The organism is Galactobacter valiniphilus (genome assembly GCF_003575975.1).
In the GTDB taxonomy this organism is placed as follows: domain Bacteria; phylum Actinomycetota; class Actinomycetes; order Actinomycetales; family Micrococcaceae; genus Galactobacter; species Galactobacter valiniphilus.
Map to the genome: position 1 here is coordinate 22,187 of NZ_QQXK01000033.1, position 14,044 is coordinate 36,230.

Consider the following 14,044-nt stretch of genomic DNA (forward strand, 5'->3'; position numbering starts at 1 on the left):
ATCACCTGACTTGGGGGTGGATCAGTGATCCACGGGTGCCTCCGCGCCGATGCCGGTCAGGGAGCGCACCTCCATCTCGGCCGCCTTGACCGGATCCTCGGTGTTCTTGTCGGTGATCGAACCGAGCCAGCCGAGGAAGAACGCGAGCGGGATGGAGACGATGCCGGGGTTGGCCAGCGGGAACCACGCGAAGTTCACGCCCTGGATCATCGAGGTCGCCGCGCCGGACATGACGGGCGAGAAGATGATCAGGATCAGCGCCGAGCCGAGGCCACCGTACATGGACCAGAGCGCGCCGCGGGTCGTGAAGCGCTTCCAGAACAGGGAGTACAGGATGGTCGGCAGGTTCGCCGAGGCGGCCACGGCGAACGCGAGCGCCACCAGGAAGGCCACGTTCTGCCCCTGGGCGCCGATGCCGCCCACGATCGCCACGAGGCCGATCACGATGACCGTGCGGCGGGCGACCTTCACCTCCTGCTCCGAGGTGGCCTTGCCCTTCTTGATCACGGATCCGTAGATGTCGTGCGAGAAGGAGGCGGCAGCCGTGATCGCCAGGCCGGCGACGACCGCGAGGATCGTCGCGAAGGCCACGGCGGCGATGATGCCTAGCAGCACCGAGCCGCCCAGGTGGTAGGCCAGCAGCGGGGCGGCGGAGTTCTGCCCGCCCGGAGCCGCCTTGATCGCGTCGACGCCGATCAGCGCGCCGGCGGCGTAGCCGAGCACCAGGGTGAAGAGGTAGAAGGCGCCGATGAGCCAGATGGCCCAGACCACGGACTTGCGGGCCTCCTTGGCCGTCGGCACCGTGTAAAAGCGCATGAGCACGTGCGGCAGACCAGCCGTGCCGAGGACGAGGGCCAGGCCCAGCGAGAGGAAGTCGATCTTGGTGGTGATGGACTTGCCGTACTGCTGACCCGGATCCAGGATCTTCTCCGTGCCGGCCTTCTCCACGGCCGCGCCGAGCAGGGCGTTGAAGTCGAAGCCGTGCATGGCCAGGGCCCACACCGTCATGACAAACGCGCCGGCGATGAGCAGGCAAGCCTTGATGATCTGCACCCAGGTGGTGCCCTTCATGCCGCCCATGAGCACGTAGAAGATCATGAGGGCGCCGACCACGATGATGACGACCGACTGGCCGGCCTTGTCGCTGATGCCCAGCAGGAGCGAGACGAGGCCGCCGGCGCCCGCCATCTGCGCCAGCAGGTAGAACAGGCAGACCGCCAGGGTGGTGATGGAAGCGGCGATGCGCACGGGCTTCTGCTTGAGCCGGAAGCTCAGGACGTCGGCCATGGTGAACTTGCCGGTGTTGCGCAGCAGCTCGGCCACGAGGAGCAAGGCCACGAGCCAGGCCACGAGGAAGCCGATGGAGTAGAGGAAGCCGTCGTAGCCGTAGATGGCGATAGCCCCCACGATGCCGAGGAAGCTCGCGGCGGAGAGGTAGTCGCCGGCGATGGCGGTGCCGTTCTGGCCGCCCGTGAAGGCGCGACCGCCGGCCAGGTAGTCGGCGGCGGTCTTGTTGTTGCGCGAGGCGCGCAGCACGACCACGAGCGTCACGACCACAAACAGGCCGAAGATGCCGATGTTGATCCAGGGGTTGCCCACCTGCGCCGCGGGCGCGGCGGCGGGCACGGGAACGATGGCGAGCGGGTTCACTTGGCCTCCTCCTGGGTGGCGGCGGGAGCGGCGTGCTTGGCGCCGGCTTGGGCGGCGGCGTTGCGCTCGGCGTCGGCCTCGAGCTCCTGACGGATGGCCGTGGCCTCCGGGTCCAGTTTGCGATTGGCGAAGCGTACGTAGAGCGCCGTGATGACGAACGTGGAGACGAACTGCAGCAGCCCCCACACGATGCCGACGTTGACATAGCCGTACACGCGCACGGCCATGACCTGCGGGAAGAACGCCGCAACGATGACGTAGAGCAGGTACCACGCGAGGAAGAGCGCCGTCATGGGGAAGGCGAAGCGCCGGTAGTCCGAACGCAGCTTCCTGAAGCGAGGCTCCTGTTGGACCCGAAGGAAGTCCTCGGGTGCTGGGGTGGGCGAGTCTGACATGACGCTCCTTTGCCTCGTGGGTGCCGTATGCGGGGACGGCACCGCGGGTGCCGGACTACCCGACGAGTGTGACCCTCGCCACACCCGCATCCCAGGGGGTGCGCCCGCTCGTGCGCCCAAGCGCCGCGCGCGACACGATGAACGATCGATATGACGCGATCAGCGGTCAGCGGTACGCCGCCGTGACGCAGATCACCTAGCCTGAGTGGCATGGATTCGACGTGGGCGCTGCTCGCGGTGGCGGCCCTCGGCGCCACCGCGCTTGTCCTGCTTGCGGCCTGGGGCATCCTCGCGTTGCTGCGTCGGGACCGCACGCTGGGCGGCGAATCCGAGCACGAGCACTACCGCACGCTGCGCGAGGTGGGCGCCACGGCCGCCGCGCTGGCCGGCGGGCTCGAGCCCGGCTCCGCGCCGGAGGCAGCCGCCGCCCTGGCCCGGCTCCTACGGGCCGAAGGGGTGGCGCTCTACGACGCGCATCGCCGCCTGACGCTGTGGGGCCGCTGGCCCGGGAACACCGCCCCGGAGCTCCCCTCCCCCGGCACCCGCGCCAAGGTGCGCAGGCTCAAGGACGTCGACGGTGGCTGGCACGTCGTGACGGCGCCGCTGCGGTCCGGGAACGCGCAGGTCGGCTGGCTCGCCGCCGCGAGCGTCAAGTCCGACGCCGCCTTTGTGCGCTCGGTCGAGGAGGTCGCCGCCTGGGTGAGCGCGCTGCACGGGGCGGCCGAGCTCGAGTCCTCGCGCTCGGCGCTCGCGGAGGCCGAGGTGCGGGCGCTGCGCGCGCAGATCTCCCCGCACTTCATCTACAACTCGCTCAACGCCATTGCGTCCTTCATCCACACCGACCCCGAGCGGGCCCGCGAGCTGGTCCTCGAGTTCGCCGACTTCACGCGCTACTCCTTCCGCCGCAACTCCGACTTCACGACGCTCTCGGAGGAGCTGCGGGCCATCGAGGGCTACCTCCAACTCGAACGGGCGCGCTTCGGCGATCGCCTGCGCGTCCGCCTCGACGTGGCCCCCGAGGTCCTTGCTCTCCCCCTGCCCTTCCTCACACTCCAGCCGCTCGTCGAAAACGCCGTGCGTCACGGGCTCGAGGCCAGGCCGGGCGGCGGCACGGTCACGCTCAGCGCGCGCGACGAGGGCGAGACCGCCCTGCTCATCGTCAACGACGACGGCGTGGGGGCCGATCCAGAGCGGGTCAGGGAGGTCCTCTCCGGGGCCAGCCCCGGCGATCACGTGGGCCTGCGCAACGTCGACCTGCGCCTGCGCCAGGTGTACGGCGCGGGCTCCGGCCTCGTCGTCGACACGGGTCCAGGGGCCGGCATGCAGGTCGCCGTGCGCATCCCCAAGTTCCATCCGGCCGCCGCGGCGGCCCCCGCGGCCAGGGAGGCCAGATGATCAGCGTTCTGGTGGTGGACGACGAGGAGCCGGCGGTCCGCGAGCTCGCCTACCTGCTCTCGCGCGACGAGCGGGTGGGCGAGGTGTTCACGGCGCACAGCGCCGAGGCCGCCTTCCGCGAGCTGCAGGAGAACGCAGTGGACCTGGTCCTCCTGGACATCCACATGCCCGGGCTCAGCGGCCTGGAGACGGCCTCGATCCTGCAGCGCTTTGCGCATCCGCCCGCCCTCGTGTTCGTGACCGCGGACGAGTCCCACGCGATCCAGGCTTACGAGCTCGCGGCCGTCGACTACCTGCTCAAGCCGGTGCGCCCGGCCCGGCTTTCCGAGGCCGTGCGCCGCGTGGCCGACGCCCGCGAGGCCTCGCCCCACGAGGCCCGGGAGGCCCCTGCGCCCGCCCACCCCGCCACGGGGTCCCAGGCCGTCCCTGCGTCCCCCGCAGCCGCCTCGGCTCCCGCCCCCGGCGGCGCGGAGGCGCCGGAGGGCGCCGCCGAACCGACCGTCGTCGTGGTCCAGGGCGAGAGCTCCGTCCGCATCCAGCTGCGGGAGATCACGCACGTCACGGCGGCCGGCGACTACGCGCGCCTGCACACGGCCCGCGGCAGCTTCCTCGAGCGCACCCCGCTCTCGGCGCTCGAGGCGCGCTGGGCCGGCGCCGGCTTCGTGCGGATCCACCGCTCGGCCCTCGTGCGCGTTGACGCCATCGAGGCCGTGACCCGCGTGGACGGCGCGCCCGTCGTGCGGGTCGCCGGTGTCACCCTGCCCGTGGCCCGCCGCGCCCTCGCGCGCGTGCGCGCGAGCTTTGGGCTCAACGCCCTCGCCTCGGAGCGCCAGTGAGCGCCGCCGGGCAGGGGCACGACGACGCCGGGCCCGGCCAGGGCGGGCGCCTCGCCTCCCCGGCCTCGCCCGGGGACGCCCCCGCCACGCACGCGGGTGCCCTCGCCGCCGTCGAGGCCGCCTTGGGTGCGCCAGCGCCGGGCCGCACGCGGCTGAGCTCCGAGGAGCGCCGCGAGGGCGCCGAGGAGGTGCTCAGCGCGGAGAACTACTACGCGGCCGCCCTGCGCCGCGCCCAGTTGCGGCTCTCCGTCACGGTGGCCGCCGCCTTCCTTGCCGTGGTCTCGGTGCTCGCCGTGGCCGCGGCGTCGTGGGATCTGCTGGAGAGCGTCCGCCCCGCCGGTCTCCCGCTCTCCTGGTGGCTCATCGGCGTGGCGCTCTACCCGCTCGTCATCGGCGCGGCCCTGCTGTACCAGGCCGCCTCCCTCCGGCTCGAGCGGCGCTACCAGCGCGTGAGCGGGGAGGCCGCATGAACTCCCTGGCCTTGGCCGCCGCCATCGGACTCGTCTGCGCCGTGACGATCCTCGTGGCGCTGCGGGGCGGGCATCGCTCGCGGACCACGGCAGACGTCTACGTCGCCGCGCGCTCGGTGCGCCCGTGGTTCAACGCCTCGGCGATCGGCGGCGAGTACCTCTCCGCCGCGAGCTTCCTGGGGGTCACGGGCCTCATCGTCCTCTCGGGCCGCGACGGGCTCTGGTACCCCGTGGGCTACGCGGCCGGCTTCCTCATGCTTCTGCTCTTCGTCGCCGCTCCCCTGCGCCGCTCCGGCGCCTACGCCCTGTCCGACTTCGCGCTCGTGCGGTTCAGGGACGAACGGGCCGCCAAGGCGCTCGGCTACGCCGTGCTCGGCGTCGGGTGGCTCTACATGCTCCCCCAGATGCACGGCGCGGCCCTGACCGTCCGCACCGTCACGGGCGCGCCGGGCTGGGTGGGGCCGCTCATCGTGACGGCGGTGGTGATCGCCTCGGTGGTGCCGGGCGGCATGCGCTCCATCACCCTGGTCCAGGCCGTGCAGTATTGGCTCAAGCTGGCGGCGCTGGCCGTCCCCGCCGCCGCGCTCATCTTCGGCTTCGCCACCTCGCGCGGCCCGGTGGCCGTGGAGCTCGCCCTGCCGGCCTCGACGCAGCCGCCGCTCGTCACGGTCTCGCTACTCGTGGCGCTCGTCTTCGGCACGCTGGGCCTCCCCCACGTCTTGGTGCGCTTCTACACGAACCCGGATGGCGCCAGCGCCCGGCGCACCACCGTCATCGTCATCTGCCTCGTCTGCGCGTTCTACCTGATTCCCACGGCCCTCGGCTTCCTCGCCGTGGCCTCCGGTGCCATCGGCAGCACGCCGGACACCACGGTGCTCCAGCTGCCCACCCTGCTCCTGGACGGCCCACTCTCCGTGGCCCTCGCGGCGCTCGTGGCCGGCGGCGCGTTCGCCGCCTTCATCTCCACCTCTTCGGGGCTGTGCATCGCCCTGGCCGGCGTCATCGGTCGCCGTTTCTTCGGCGGGACGGTGGACGGCTTCCGCCGCGGCGCGCTGCTGGCCGCGTTGGTGCCCGGAGCGCTGGCCCTCGTGACGTCCTCGACCGCGCTGGCCGGCGTCATCGGCTCCATCTTTGCGCTGACGGCCTCCACCATCGCGCCCGTGCTGCTGGCGGGCATCTGGTGGAGGCGCTGCTCGGGGCCCGGAGCCGTGGCCGGCATCGTCACCGGCGCGCTCGTGTGCGGGGCGAGCCTCGGCGCCGCGGCCCTCGGGGTCGGTACCGGGACGTTGTGGGGCGGGCTCCTGGGCCAGCCGGCCCTGCTGAGCGTGCCGTGCGCCATCGCGGCGCTCGTGATCGCCTCGTACCGCAGCCCCGGCCCGGCCGACGCCGACGCGATCCTCGCGCGCCTGCACACGCCCTGACGGCGCCCACGCCAGCCCCACGGCGGGTGGTCCCTGGCACGCGACCTGCCCACCCGCCGTCGGGCCGTGCCCCACAAACGCGAGCGGGGCGGCCTCCCGTGAAGGGAGGCCGCCCCGCCGTGAGCGTGGGAGGTCAGTCGATCGAGGCCATGAGCTCGATGGTGCGATCCAGGAAGGCATCCACCTGGTTCTCCTCGTAGCCCTCCTCGCCCGTGGCGCGGCCGAAGGTGGCGCGGCGGACGTCGTCAACGGAGAGCGGCACATCCTGCTCAAAATACTCGAGGAGGCGATCGCACAGCGCGTCGACGTCGGCGATCGCGTAGGAGGACACCCCACCGCGCGAGGGGCGGCGGAAACGCTCGCCGGGCGCGCGGTGCAGGCGGGCCCGCAGCACGCCGGAGACCTGGGCGATCCCCTCGATCCAGCGGTCGTGCCCCTCGGACTCGATGATGGCGTTGCGCTCACGGGCGGCAAAGACGTCCTCGAGGCGATCCAGGGCGGCGTCGACCTCGCGCGGCTCGTAGCCGCCGCGCGCCGGGTCGAAGGTGGTGCGGCGCACCACGGCGCTCGTGACGACCTCGTCGTCCGGGAGTGCCGTCTCGTACGTGGCCCGGGCGCGCTGCAGGAAGCGCTCCACCTGGGCTGGCTCGTATCCGAACTCGTCATCCGCCACGCGAGGGAAGAGGCTGCGCCCGGCCGGCTGGGCGTCGTCGTGCACGCTCACTTGTCACTCCTGGTCTGTGTCTTCGTCATCAAAGTCGGTTCTGGCCGCACGGCGTGTGCGTCCCTCATGCTATCGGCAGCGCCCGCGCGCGGCTTAGGTGAACGCGCCGACGGCGAGCACCGTGACGACGTAGCCGATCGGCACGGCAAAGAGCATGGAATCGAGGCGGTCCATCATGCCGCCGTGGCCCGGCAGCAGATTGCTCATGTCCTTGATGCCGAGCTCGCGCTTGACCATCGACTCGGCAAGATCGCCGGCCGTGGCGGCCATCGCCGTCGCGGCGGCGAGCACGAGGCCAACCCACCACGGCAGGTGCAGGACAAAGAGGCACAGCGCCACACCCACAAGCATGGCGCCGCCGACCGAGCCGGCGAAGCCCTCCCAGGACTTCTTGGGGCTGATCCGCGGGGCCATAGGGTGCTTGCCGAGCCACGCGCCAAAGATGTACCCGAAGGTGTCGTTGGAGACCACCAGCAGCAGCAACGAGAAGAGCAGTAGCGGGCCGTTCTCCTCGCGGAACATCAGGAATGCGAAGGAGGCAAGCAGCGGCACCCACGACAGCGTGAGCAGCGAGTAGCCGATGGATCGCAGCGAGCTCGCGCGCCCCTCCAACGCGTTCCAGATCGTCACGAGGAGCGCCGAGGCGACGAACGCCACGCCGAGCGCGGCAGGGCCGGCGTAGCTCGCGGCGATGGGCATCGACGCGGCGCCAACGGCCATGGGCAACAGCGGCACCGGGACCCCACTGTGCGACTGCAGCGCGCGAGAGACCTCCCACACGCCGATGACGCACACGATCGAACCGAGCGCCACGAAGAGCGGCGGCCACACGAAGATGCCGAGCATCAGCAGGGCCATGAGGCCGGCGCCGACGCCGATCGCCATGGGCAGATCGCGGCCGGCCTTGGAGGTCTTGGCGCTGGCCTCGCGGCGCGCCCGGCGGGTCAGTGGGCGCAAGGGCGCGGCGACATCCTCGGGCAGGGGAAGCACCCCCACGCCGTCCCCCTCGAGCGAGGGTGACGGCGTGGGGGCATCGGAACCGTTGGTCATCAGACCTCCAGCAGCTCCGCTTCCTTGCGCTTGAGCAGATCGTCGATCGCGTCGACGTGCTTCTTGGTGATGGCGTCGAGTTCCTTCTCGCCGCGGGCGCCGTCGTCCTCGCCGATCTCGCCGTCCTTGACGGCCTTGTCGATCGCGTCCTTGGCCTTGCGGCGGTGGTTACGCGTGGCGATCTTGTGGTCCTCGGCCTTGCCCTTGACGATCTTCACGTACTCCTTGCGGCGCTCCTCGGTCAGCTCGGGGAGCGTCACGCGGATCTGCTTGCCGTCGTTGGAGGGGTTGGCGCCCACCTCGGAGTCGGAGAGGGCCTTCTCGATCTCGCGCATGGCGGAGACGTCGAAGGGGGTGATCAGGATGGTGCGGGCGTCCGGCGTCGCGAACTGCGCCAGCTGCTGCAGCGGGGTCATGGAGCCGTAGTAGTCCACCATCACCTTGGCGTACAGGCCCGGGTTCGCGCGGCCCGTACGGATCGTCGCGAAGTCCTCCTTGGCCGCCTCGATGGTGCGATCCATCTTGTCGGCGGTATCTGCCAGAGTCTCTTCGATCACGGTTCTCTCCTTCGCCGCGCGTACAGCACGGCCGTGTTCTGGCTCCCCGGAACGAAAACGGGGGGCAGTTTGAATCTCATCCTAGGTCACAACGCCCTTTCGGGCGCCGCTCAAGCCGCTCAAACGGTGACGGTCGTGCCGATCCGCTCGCCGCGCAGCGCGCGGGCCACGTTGCCCTCGCCCTCCATGCCAAAGACCAGCATGTCGAGCTTGTTGTCCTTGCACATGGTCATGGCGGTCTGGTCCATGACGCGGATGTTCTGGCGCAGCGCGTCGTTGTAGGTCAGCGTGTCCAGCTTCTTGGCCGTGGGGTCCTTGTGCGGGTCGGCCGTGTAGACGCCGTCCACGCCCGACTTGGCCATGAGCACCTCGTCGGCGTGCACCTCGAGGGCGCGCTGGGCGGCCACGGTGTCGGTGGAGAAGTACGGCAGGCCGGCGCCGGCGCCGAAGATGACCACGCGGTCCTTCTCCAGGTGACGGATGGCGCGGCGCGGGATGTAGGCCTCGGCGACCTGGGCCATGGAGATCGCGGACTGCACGCGCGTCTCGACGCCGGCCTGCTCCAGGAAGTCCTGCAGGGCCAGGCAATTCATGACGGTGCCGAGCATGCCCATGTAGTCGGCGCGCGAGCGGTCCATGCCGGACTCCGCCAGCTCGGCCCCGCGGAAGAAGTTGCCGCCGCCCACGACGATGGCCGTCTCGACCTCGCCCACGGTGCTGGCGATCTGCTCGGCGATGCCGCGCACGGTGCCGGGATCGACACCGAGCTTGCCTCCGCCAAACACCTCCCCGGACAGCTTGAGCAGGACCCGACGACGGCGGGTGGCGGTCTCATGCGACATGAAGGTCTCCTTGCGCGTGGTGCTGAAGTGTTCCTCATGGCCTTCATCGGTGGGGCCTTGAGGATTCTCCCACGAATCGTGCCCGGGTGAGGGCGTTCGCCGCCCGGCTCGTGGGGGCCGGTTGCGACAAGCGGACACAACAAAGGGCGGTCAGCCGGGGTGTTCCCGGTGACCGCCCTTCGTTGTTGGGGTGCGGTGATCCCCTAAAGGGTGATCAGGCGCCGACGCGGAAGCGCTCGAAGGCGACGGCGGTGGCCGAGGCCTCCTCGAGCACCTTGCCGACGGACTTCTTGGCATCCTTGGCGAAGGCCTGGTCCAGCAGCACGACGTCCTTGAAGAAACCGGTCAGGCGACCCTCGACGATCTTCGGCAGCGCGGCCTCGGGTTTGCCCTCGGCGCGAGCGGTCTCGTCGGCGATGCGGCGCTCGTCGGCGACCTTGTCCGCCGGCACGTCCTCGCGGGTGAGGTACGTGGGGGACATGGCGGCGATGTGCACGGCCACGTCGTGGGCGGCGGTCTCGGCGGCCTCGCCGGCACCGGCGACGGCCACGAGGACGCCAACCTGAGCCGGGAGATCCTTGGAGGTCTTGTGCAGGTAGGCGTCAACGACGTCACCCTCGACCTTGGACACGCGGCGCAGCTGCAGCTTCTCGCCCAGGATGGCACCGAGCTCGTCGATGGCGTCCTTGACGGTCTTGCCCTCGGCCGGGGCGGCCAGGACGGCGTCGACGTCGGCGGCGCCGGCCTCGACAGCGGCGGCCAGCACGGTGTTGGCCAGGGCGATGAACTTGTCGTTCTTGGCGACGAAGTCGGTCTCGCAGTTGAGCTCGATCATGAAGCCGACCTTGCCGTCAACGACGGTGGCGGCGACCAGGCCCTCGGCGGTGGCGCGGGACTCGCGCTTGGTGGCGCCCTTGAGGCCCTTAACGCGGATGATCTCGACGGCCTTGGCGGTGTCGCCGTTGGCCTCGTCCAGAGCCTTCTTGACGTCCATCATGCCGGCGCCGGTGAGCTCGCGCAGGGCCTTGATGTCAGCGGCGGTGTAGTTCGCCATGTGGGTAACCCCGTTCGTGTGAAGTTGATTCGTGGATCAGTGTCTTCGCGGCGTGGTGGCGCCGGAGACAACCGTGGGCCGGCCGGTCAGGCCGGCCCACGGTCAGTTGGTCAAACGAAGGCTTACTTCTCGCCCTCGGCGGCGGCCTCGGCCGGCGCCTCGGTGGCCTCGGCGGCGGGCGCCTCGGCCTGCTGGCCCTCGAGCAGCTCGCGCTCCCACTCGGCCATCGGCTCGGCAGCGGCCTCGCCCTTCTCGGCACCGTTGTGGCGGACCATGAGGCCCTCGGCGACGGCGTCGGCGATGACGCGGGTCAGCAGGTTGACGGAGCGGATCGCGTCGTCGTTACCCGGGATCGGGTAGGTGACCTCGTCGGGATCGCAGTTGGTGTCCAGGATGGCGACCACGGGGATGCCCAGCTTCTGGGCCTCGTCCACCGCGAGGTGCTCCTTCTTGGTATCAACGATCCACACCATGGAGGGGGTGCGGGTCATGTTGCGGATACCGCCGAGGTTGGACTGCAGCTTGGTCAGCTCACGCTTGAGGAGCAGGAGCTCCTTCTTGGTGTGGCCGGAGCCGGCGACGTCCTCGAAGTTGATCTCCTCGAGCTCCTTCATGCGCTGGACGCGCTTGGAGACCGTGGCGAAGTTGGTCAGCATGCCGCCGAGCCAGCGGTGGTTCACGTACGGCATGTTGACGCGCGTGGCCTGCTCAGCGATGGCCTCCTGGGCCTGCTTCTTGGTGCCGACGAAGAGCACGGAGCCACCGTGGGCCACGGTCTGCTTCACGAACTCGAAGGCGCGATCGATGTAGCCCAGCGACTGCTGGAGATCGATGATGTAGATGCCGTTGCGCTCGGTGAAGATGAAGCGCTTCATCTTGGGGTTCCAGCGACGGGTCTGGTGGCCGAAGTGGACACCGGAGTCCAGCAGCTGGCGCATGGTCACGACGGGCATGTCGTGCTCCTTTCGAACGGGGCACGCGCAGCGCGCTCCCGCCCTTATCGTTTGCGGTTGACGATCACTCCCCCTTGTGGGGAGTCATCCCTGGCATCGTTTGCCTCAGGGCTTGAGGCCACGCCGACCCACCGGAAGATTCCGGACCACGGGTGGGGGTGCCGCTCGCCTCCGAAAAGGCGGGCGGTGCGCGATGCGCGAAGTCGATGTGTGGCACCGCGTGCGGGCACACGACATCGCTCTTTCCATTGTAGGGCACGCGGCGGTGTGCTCGTGCACGGGGGCTGGTGCGCTCCCCCACACTTCCCCTCACCGTTTCCGCTTGTTCACATCGGGGCACGACGGCGCGGCGGGGCCGCCGCTGGCGGCGCACCCTGGGTGGATGGAGACAAAGAGGGGGCACGCGCAGGCGCGTGCGGAGGAAGCGCGAGCCGGTGTGGGCGCGCCGCGCCTGCCGGCCGGACGTCCCGAGGCGGCCGGCCGGGAGCACCACAGTCGTGTCCGCGGCCCTGAAGCGCGGCCGCGCTGGCTGGGTCGCGATGGCCGGGAACTCGGGACCGTCGCTGGGGCCGGGGCACGGGAGGGGCCCGAACCGCCCGATTCCCCTCCCCCGCTGGCGCCCCTGGCCTTTTCGCCGCGGGCCGCGCGCGTGCGGCTCGGCCGACGCCGCGGGGTGCTGATGCTGGGCCTGTCCACGATGGCGCTGGCCGCCGCGGCGGCGGGCGTCCCGCCCGTGGGCCGGGCGCCGGCGCCAGGGACCGGCTGGGAGAGCGTCGGCCTGCTGGAGGGTTACGACGCCCCCGAGCAGCGCTGGAAGCCGGGGCACCGCGGCGTCGACCTGGCGGCCCCGACGGGAACGGCCGTGGTGGCGCCGGCCGAGGGCACCGTCAGCTTCGTCGGCACCGTGGCCGGGCGACCCACCGTCTCGATCGAGGTGGGCGGGGGCTGGCGCACCACGCTGGAGCCGGTCGAGGCCATCGTTGCGGTGGGAGACACCGTGCGCGCCGGGCAGGCGATCGGCACGGTGGCGGCCGGCGGGCATTGCTCCGGGCGCTGCGTGCACTGGGGGCTGCGCGCCGGGCACGGTAGGGACGAGCGCTACCGCGATCCCCGCACGCTCGTGCAGGACCGACGGCCCTCGGTGCTCTGGATCGACGCGAACACCCCGCCGCGCTGAGGGCGCGACGGGGTGCTCGGCTACGGCTACGGCTACGGCTACGGCTACGGGCGCAGGCTCACGCGGCCGCGCATGTCCTCGAGCGAGGTGGCGCCCATGAGCTGCATGGTGCGCAGGGCCTCGTCCTTGAAGATGTCCACCACGCGACTCACACCGCGCTCGCCCGCCGCCATGAGGCCGTACAGGTAGGCGCGGCCCACCATGACGGCCGTGGCGCCCAGGCCCACGGCGGCGATCATGTCCGCGCCGGAGGTGATGCCCGTGTCCATGAAGACCTCGGCCCGGCCATCCACCGCGTCCACGACGCGGGGCAGGAGCTCCAGCGGCGTGGGGGCCCGGTCCAGTTGGCGGCCGCCGTGATTGGAGACGACCACGGCGTCCGCGCCGGCCTCAACCACCTCGCGCGCGTCCTGCGGGTCCTGGATGCCCTTGATCACGAGCTTGCCCTCCCACCGCTCGCGGAGCCAGGCCAGATCGGCCAGCTGCAGGGACGGGTCGAAGAGGGAGCCCACCACCTGGGAGGGGGTGCCCTCCTCGTAGCTGATGGAGGCGAATTCGAGCGGCTCGGTCGTGAGCATGTTGAGCCACCACTGCGGGTGCATCGACATGTCGGCAAACGTCTTGGCGGTGATCTTGGGCGGGATGCTGAAGCCGTTGCGCACGTCGCGGAGGCGGTTTCCGGCCACCGGGGTGTCGACGGTCAGGACCAGGGTGTCCCAGCCCGCCGCTCGGGCGCGGTCCACGAGATCCAGGCTCGCCTGACGATCGGTCCAGAGGTAGAGCTGGAACCAGAGGTTCGCGTCCGGTGCCGCCGAGGCGAGGCGCTCGATGCTCGTGGTGCCCATCGTGGAGAGGGCGTACGGCAGGCCGGCCGCCTGGGCGGCCCTGGCCACGGCGGGCTCACCCTCGTACTGCATCATGCGCGTGAAGCCCGTGGGGGCGAAGATGAGGGGCAGCGCCGACTCGCGCCCCAGAATGCTCGTGCTGAGGTCGATCTGCGAGACATCGCGCAGCACGTGCGGCTGAAACTCCACGCGGGAGAACGCGTCGCGGGCGCGGGCCAGGCTGATCTCGTCCTCCGCGGCGCCGGAGACGTACTCGAAGACGGCCTTCGGGGTGCGGCGACGCGCGATGCGTGCCATGTCCTCGAGCGTGTGCGCCGAGGCGAGGCGCCGCGAGATGGCGTCGCGCTCGATCGGCTTGAACTTCAGGTACTCGGCAAAGTCCCGCGGGCGCGGGATGCGTCGCTGCCCAAAGCTAAAGGGTGTCCCGGTTCCCGGGCTACTCATGGTGTTCCTTCCCGCCCGCCGCAAGCTCCGCGGCGGACGGTCTTCGACGCTACTCCCGTCAAGCGACGGCCCGTGAGTTGGCGTCAGGATGCGTCGCACGGGCCCGCACGCGGCTCGCGCGGCGATCGGGAGCACTCCGCCAGCCCGCGCTGCTCTAGGGCGTGTTGCTAAACACGTTCGGGGGCCTTGTGAGCGAGTCTTGGATGTGTGTCGCGTGATGTGATCTCTGAC

Annotated in this window: 14 protein-coding genes; 5 read left to right on the top strand and 9 right to left on the bottom strand. The window is 70.9% G+C overall.

The features are described from left to right. Window positions 1-21: 21 nt before the first annotated feature. Both DWB68_RS13835 and DWB68_RS13840 read right to left on the bottom strand, forming a co-directional pair. Window positions 22-1,635, bottom strand: a complete 1,614-nt coding sequence (locus DWB68_RS13835) for a solute symporter family protein (RefSeq protein WP_119425720.1) — start codon at window positions 1,633-1,635, stop codon at window positions 22-24. Window positions 1,636-1,646: 11 nt separating this feature from the next. Beyond that, window positions 1,647-2,045, bottom strand: a complete 399-nt coding sequence (locus DWB68_RS13840) for a DUF485 domain-containing protein (RefSeq protein WP_119425707.1) — start codon at window positions 2,043-2,045, stop codon at window positions 1,647-1,649. Window positions 2,046-2,255: 210 nt separating this feature from the next. On the opposite strand from DWB68_RS13840, the gene DWB68_RS13845 reads away from it, so the two are divergent. Genes DWB68_RS13845 through DWB68_RS13860 form a run of 4 tightly spaced genes read left to right on the top strand, consistent with a single transcriptional unit; the run spans window position 2,256 to window position 6,167 of the window. Further along, window positions 2,256-3,440, top strand: a complete 1,185-nt coding sequence (locus DWB68_RS13845) for a sensor histidine kinase (RefSeq protein WP_119425708.1) — start codon at window positions 2,256-2,258, stop codon at window positions 3,438-3,440. After that, the gene (locus DWB68_RS13850) at window positions 3,437-4,276 is read left to right on the top strand and encodes a LytR/AlgR family response regulator transcription factor (protein ID WP_119425709.1); all 840 of its coding nucleotides are present in this window, start codon (window positions 3,437-3,439) and stop codon (window positions 4,274-4,276) included. The genes DWB68_RS13845 and DWB68_RS13850 overlap by 4 nt, the downstream gene beginning before the upstream one ends. Beyond that, window positions 4,273-4,746, top strand: a complete 474-nt coding sequence (locus DWB68_RS13855) for a hypothetical protein (RefSeq protein ID WP_119425710.1) — start codon at window positions 4,273-4,275, stop codon at window positions 4,744-4,746. Before DWB68_RS13850 ends, DWB68_RS13855 begins: the two co-directional genes overlap by 4 nt. Continuing rightward, the gene (locus tag DWB68_RS13860; protein WP_119425711.1) at window positions 4,743-6,167 is read left to right on the top strand and encodes a sodium/solute symporter; all 1,425 of its coding nucleotides are present in this window, start codon (window positions 4,743-4,745) and stop codon (window positions 6,165-6,167) included. Before DWB68_RS13855 ends, DWB68_RS13860 begins: the two co-directional genes overlap by 4 nt. 133 nt (window positions 6,168-6,300) lie before the next feature. On the opposite strand, the gene DWB68_RS13865 is transcribed toward DWB68_RS13860, so the two are convergent. From DWB68_RS13865 to rpsB, 6 genes are all read right to left on the bottom strand, one after another. Further along, window positions 6,301-6,885: a DivIVA domain-containing protein gene (locus tag DWB68_RS13865; RefSeq protein WP_119425721.1), complete on the bottom strand. Its 585-nt coding sequence runs from the start codon at window positions 6,883-6,885 to the stop codon at window positions 6,301-6,303. 99 nt (window positions 6,886-6,984) lie between these two features. Further along, the gene (locus DWB68_RS13870; protein WP_119425712.1) at window positions 6,985-7,941 is read right to left on the bottom strand and encodes a phosphatidate cytidylyltransferase; all 957 of its coding nucleotides are present in this window, start codon (window positions 7,939-7,941) and stop codon (window positions 6,985-6,987) included. Next, window positions 7,941-8,498: a ribosome recycling factor gene (gene frr / locus DWB68_RS13875; protein ID WP_119425713.1), complete on the bottom strand. Its 558-nt coding sequence runs from the start codon at window positions 8,496-8,498 to the stop codon at window positions 7,941-7,943. Before frr ends, DWB68_RS13870 begins: the two co-directional genes overlap by 1 nt. 119 nt (window positions 8,499-8,617) lie before the next feature. Continuing rightward, on the bottom strand, window positions 8,618-9,340 hold the full coding sequence (gene pyrH / locus DWB68_RS13880; RefSeq protein ID WP_119425714.1) for a UMP kinase: 723 nt from the start codon (window positions 9,338-9,340) through the stop codon (window positions 8,618-8,620). Window positions 9,341-9,554: 214 nt separating this feature from the next. Beyond that, window positions 9,555-10,394 carry a translation elongation factor Ts gene (gene tsf, locus DWB68_RS13885; RefSeq protein WP_119425715.1) on the bottom strand — a complete coding sequence of 280 codons (840 nt, stop codon included), beginning with the start codon at window positions 10,392-10,394 and terminating at the stop codon, window positions 9,555-9,557. A 122-nt stretch (window positions 10,395-10,516) separates the two neighbouring features. Beyond that, window positions 10,517-11,347 carry a 30S ribosomal protein S2 gene (gene rpsB, locus DWB68_RS13890; RefSeq protein WP_119425716.1) on the bottom strand — a complete coding sequence of 277 codons (831 nt, stop codon included), beginning with the start codon at window positions 11,345-11,347 and terminating at the stop codon, window positions 10,517-10,519. A 679-nt stretch (window positions 11,348-12,026) separates the two neighbouring features. Between rpsB and DWB68_RS13895 the strand changes: the two genes are divergently transcribed. Further along, a complete protein-coding gene (locus DWB68_RS13895; protein WP_119425722.1) occupies window positions 12,027-12,524 on the top strand; it encodes a M23 family metallopeptidase in 498 nt (165 codons plus the stop codon). A 44-nt stretch (window positions 12,525-12,568) separates the two neighbouring features. Here the strand turns inward: DWB68_RS13895 and DWB68_RS13900 are convergent, their stop codons facing one another. Then, a complete protein-coding gene (locus tag DWB68_RS13900) occupies window positions 12,569-13,813 on the bottom strand; it encodes an alpha-hydroxy acid oxidase (protein ID WP_119425717.1) in 1,245 nt (414 codons plus the stop codon). Window positions 13,814-14,044 lie beyond the last annotated feature (231 nt).

Coding starts and splice junctions, on each gene's coding strand:
- DWB68_RS13860 (WP_119425711.1), top strand. CDS start 4,743: ATGAACTCCCTGGCCTTGGCCGCCGCCATCGGACTCGTCTGCGCCGTG.
- pyrH (WP_119425714.1), bottom strand. CDS start 9,340: ATGTCGCATGAGACCGCCACCCGCCGTCGTCGGGTCCTGCTCAAGCTG.
- DWB68_RS13870 (WP_119425712.1), bottom strand. CDS start 7,941: ATGACCAACGGTTCCGATGCCCCCACGCCGTCACCCTCGCTCGAGGGG.
- rpsB (WP_119425716.1), bottom strand. CDS start 11,347: ATGCCCGTCGTGACCATGCGCCAGCTGCTGGACTCCGGTGTCCACTTC.
- DWB68_RS13850 (WP_119425709.1), top strand. CDS start 3,437: ATGATCAGCGTTCTGGTGGTGGACGACGAGGAGCCGGCGGTCCGCGAG.
- DWB68_RS13895 (WP_119425722.1), top strand. CDS start 12,027: ATGCTGGGCCTGTCCACGATGGCGCTGGCCGCCGCGGCGGCGGGCGTC.
- tsf (WP_119425715.1), bottom strand. CDS start 10,394: ATGGCGAACTACACCGCCGCTGACATCAAGGCCCTGCGCGAGCTCACC.
- DWB68_RS13900 (WP_119425717.1), bottom strand. CDS start 13,813: ATGAGTAGCCCGGGAACCGGGACACCCTTTAGCTTTGGGCAGCGACGC.
- DWB68_RS13840 (WP_119425707.1), bottom strand. CDS start 2,045: ATGTCAGACTCGCCCACCCCAGCACCCGAGGACTTCCTTCGGGTCCAA.
- DWB68_RS13845 (WP_119425708.1), top strand. CDS start 2,256: ATGGATTCGACGTGGGCGCTGCTCGCGGTGGCGGCCCTCGGCGCCACC.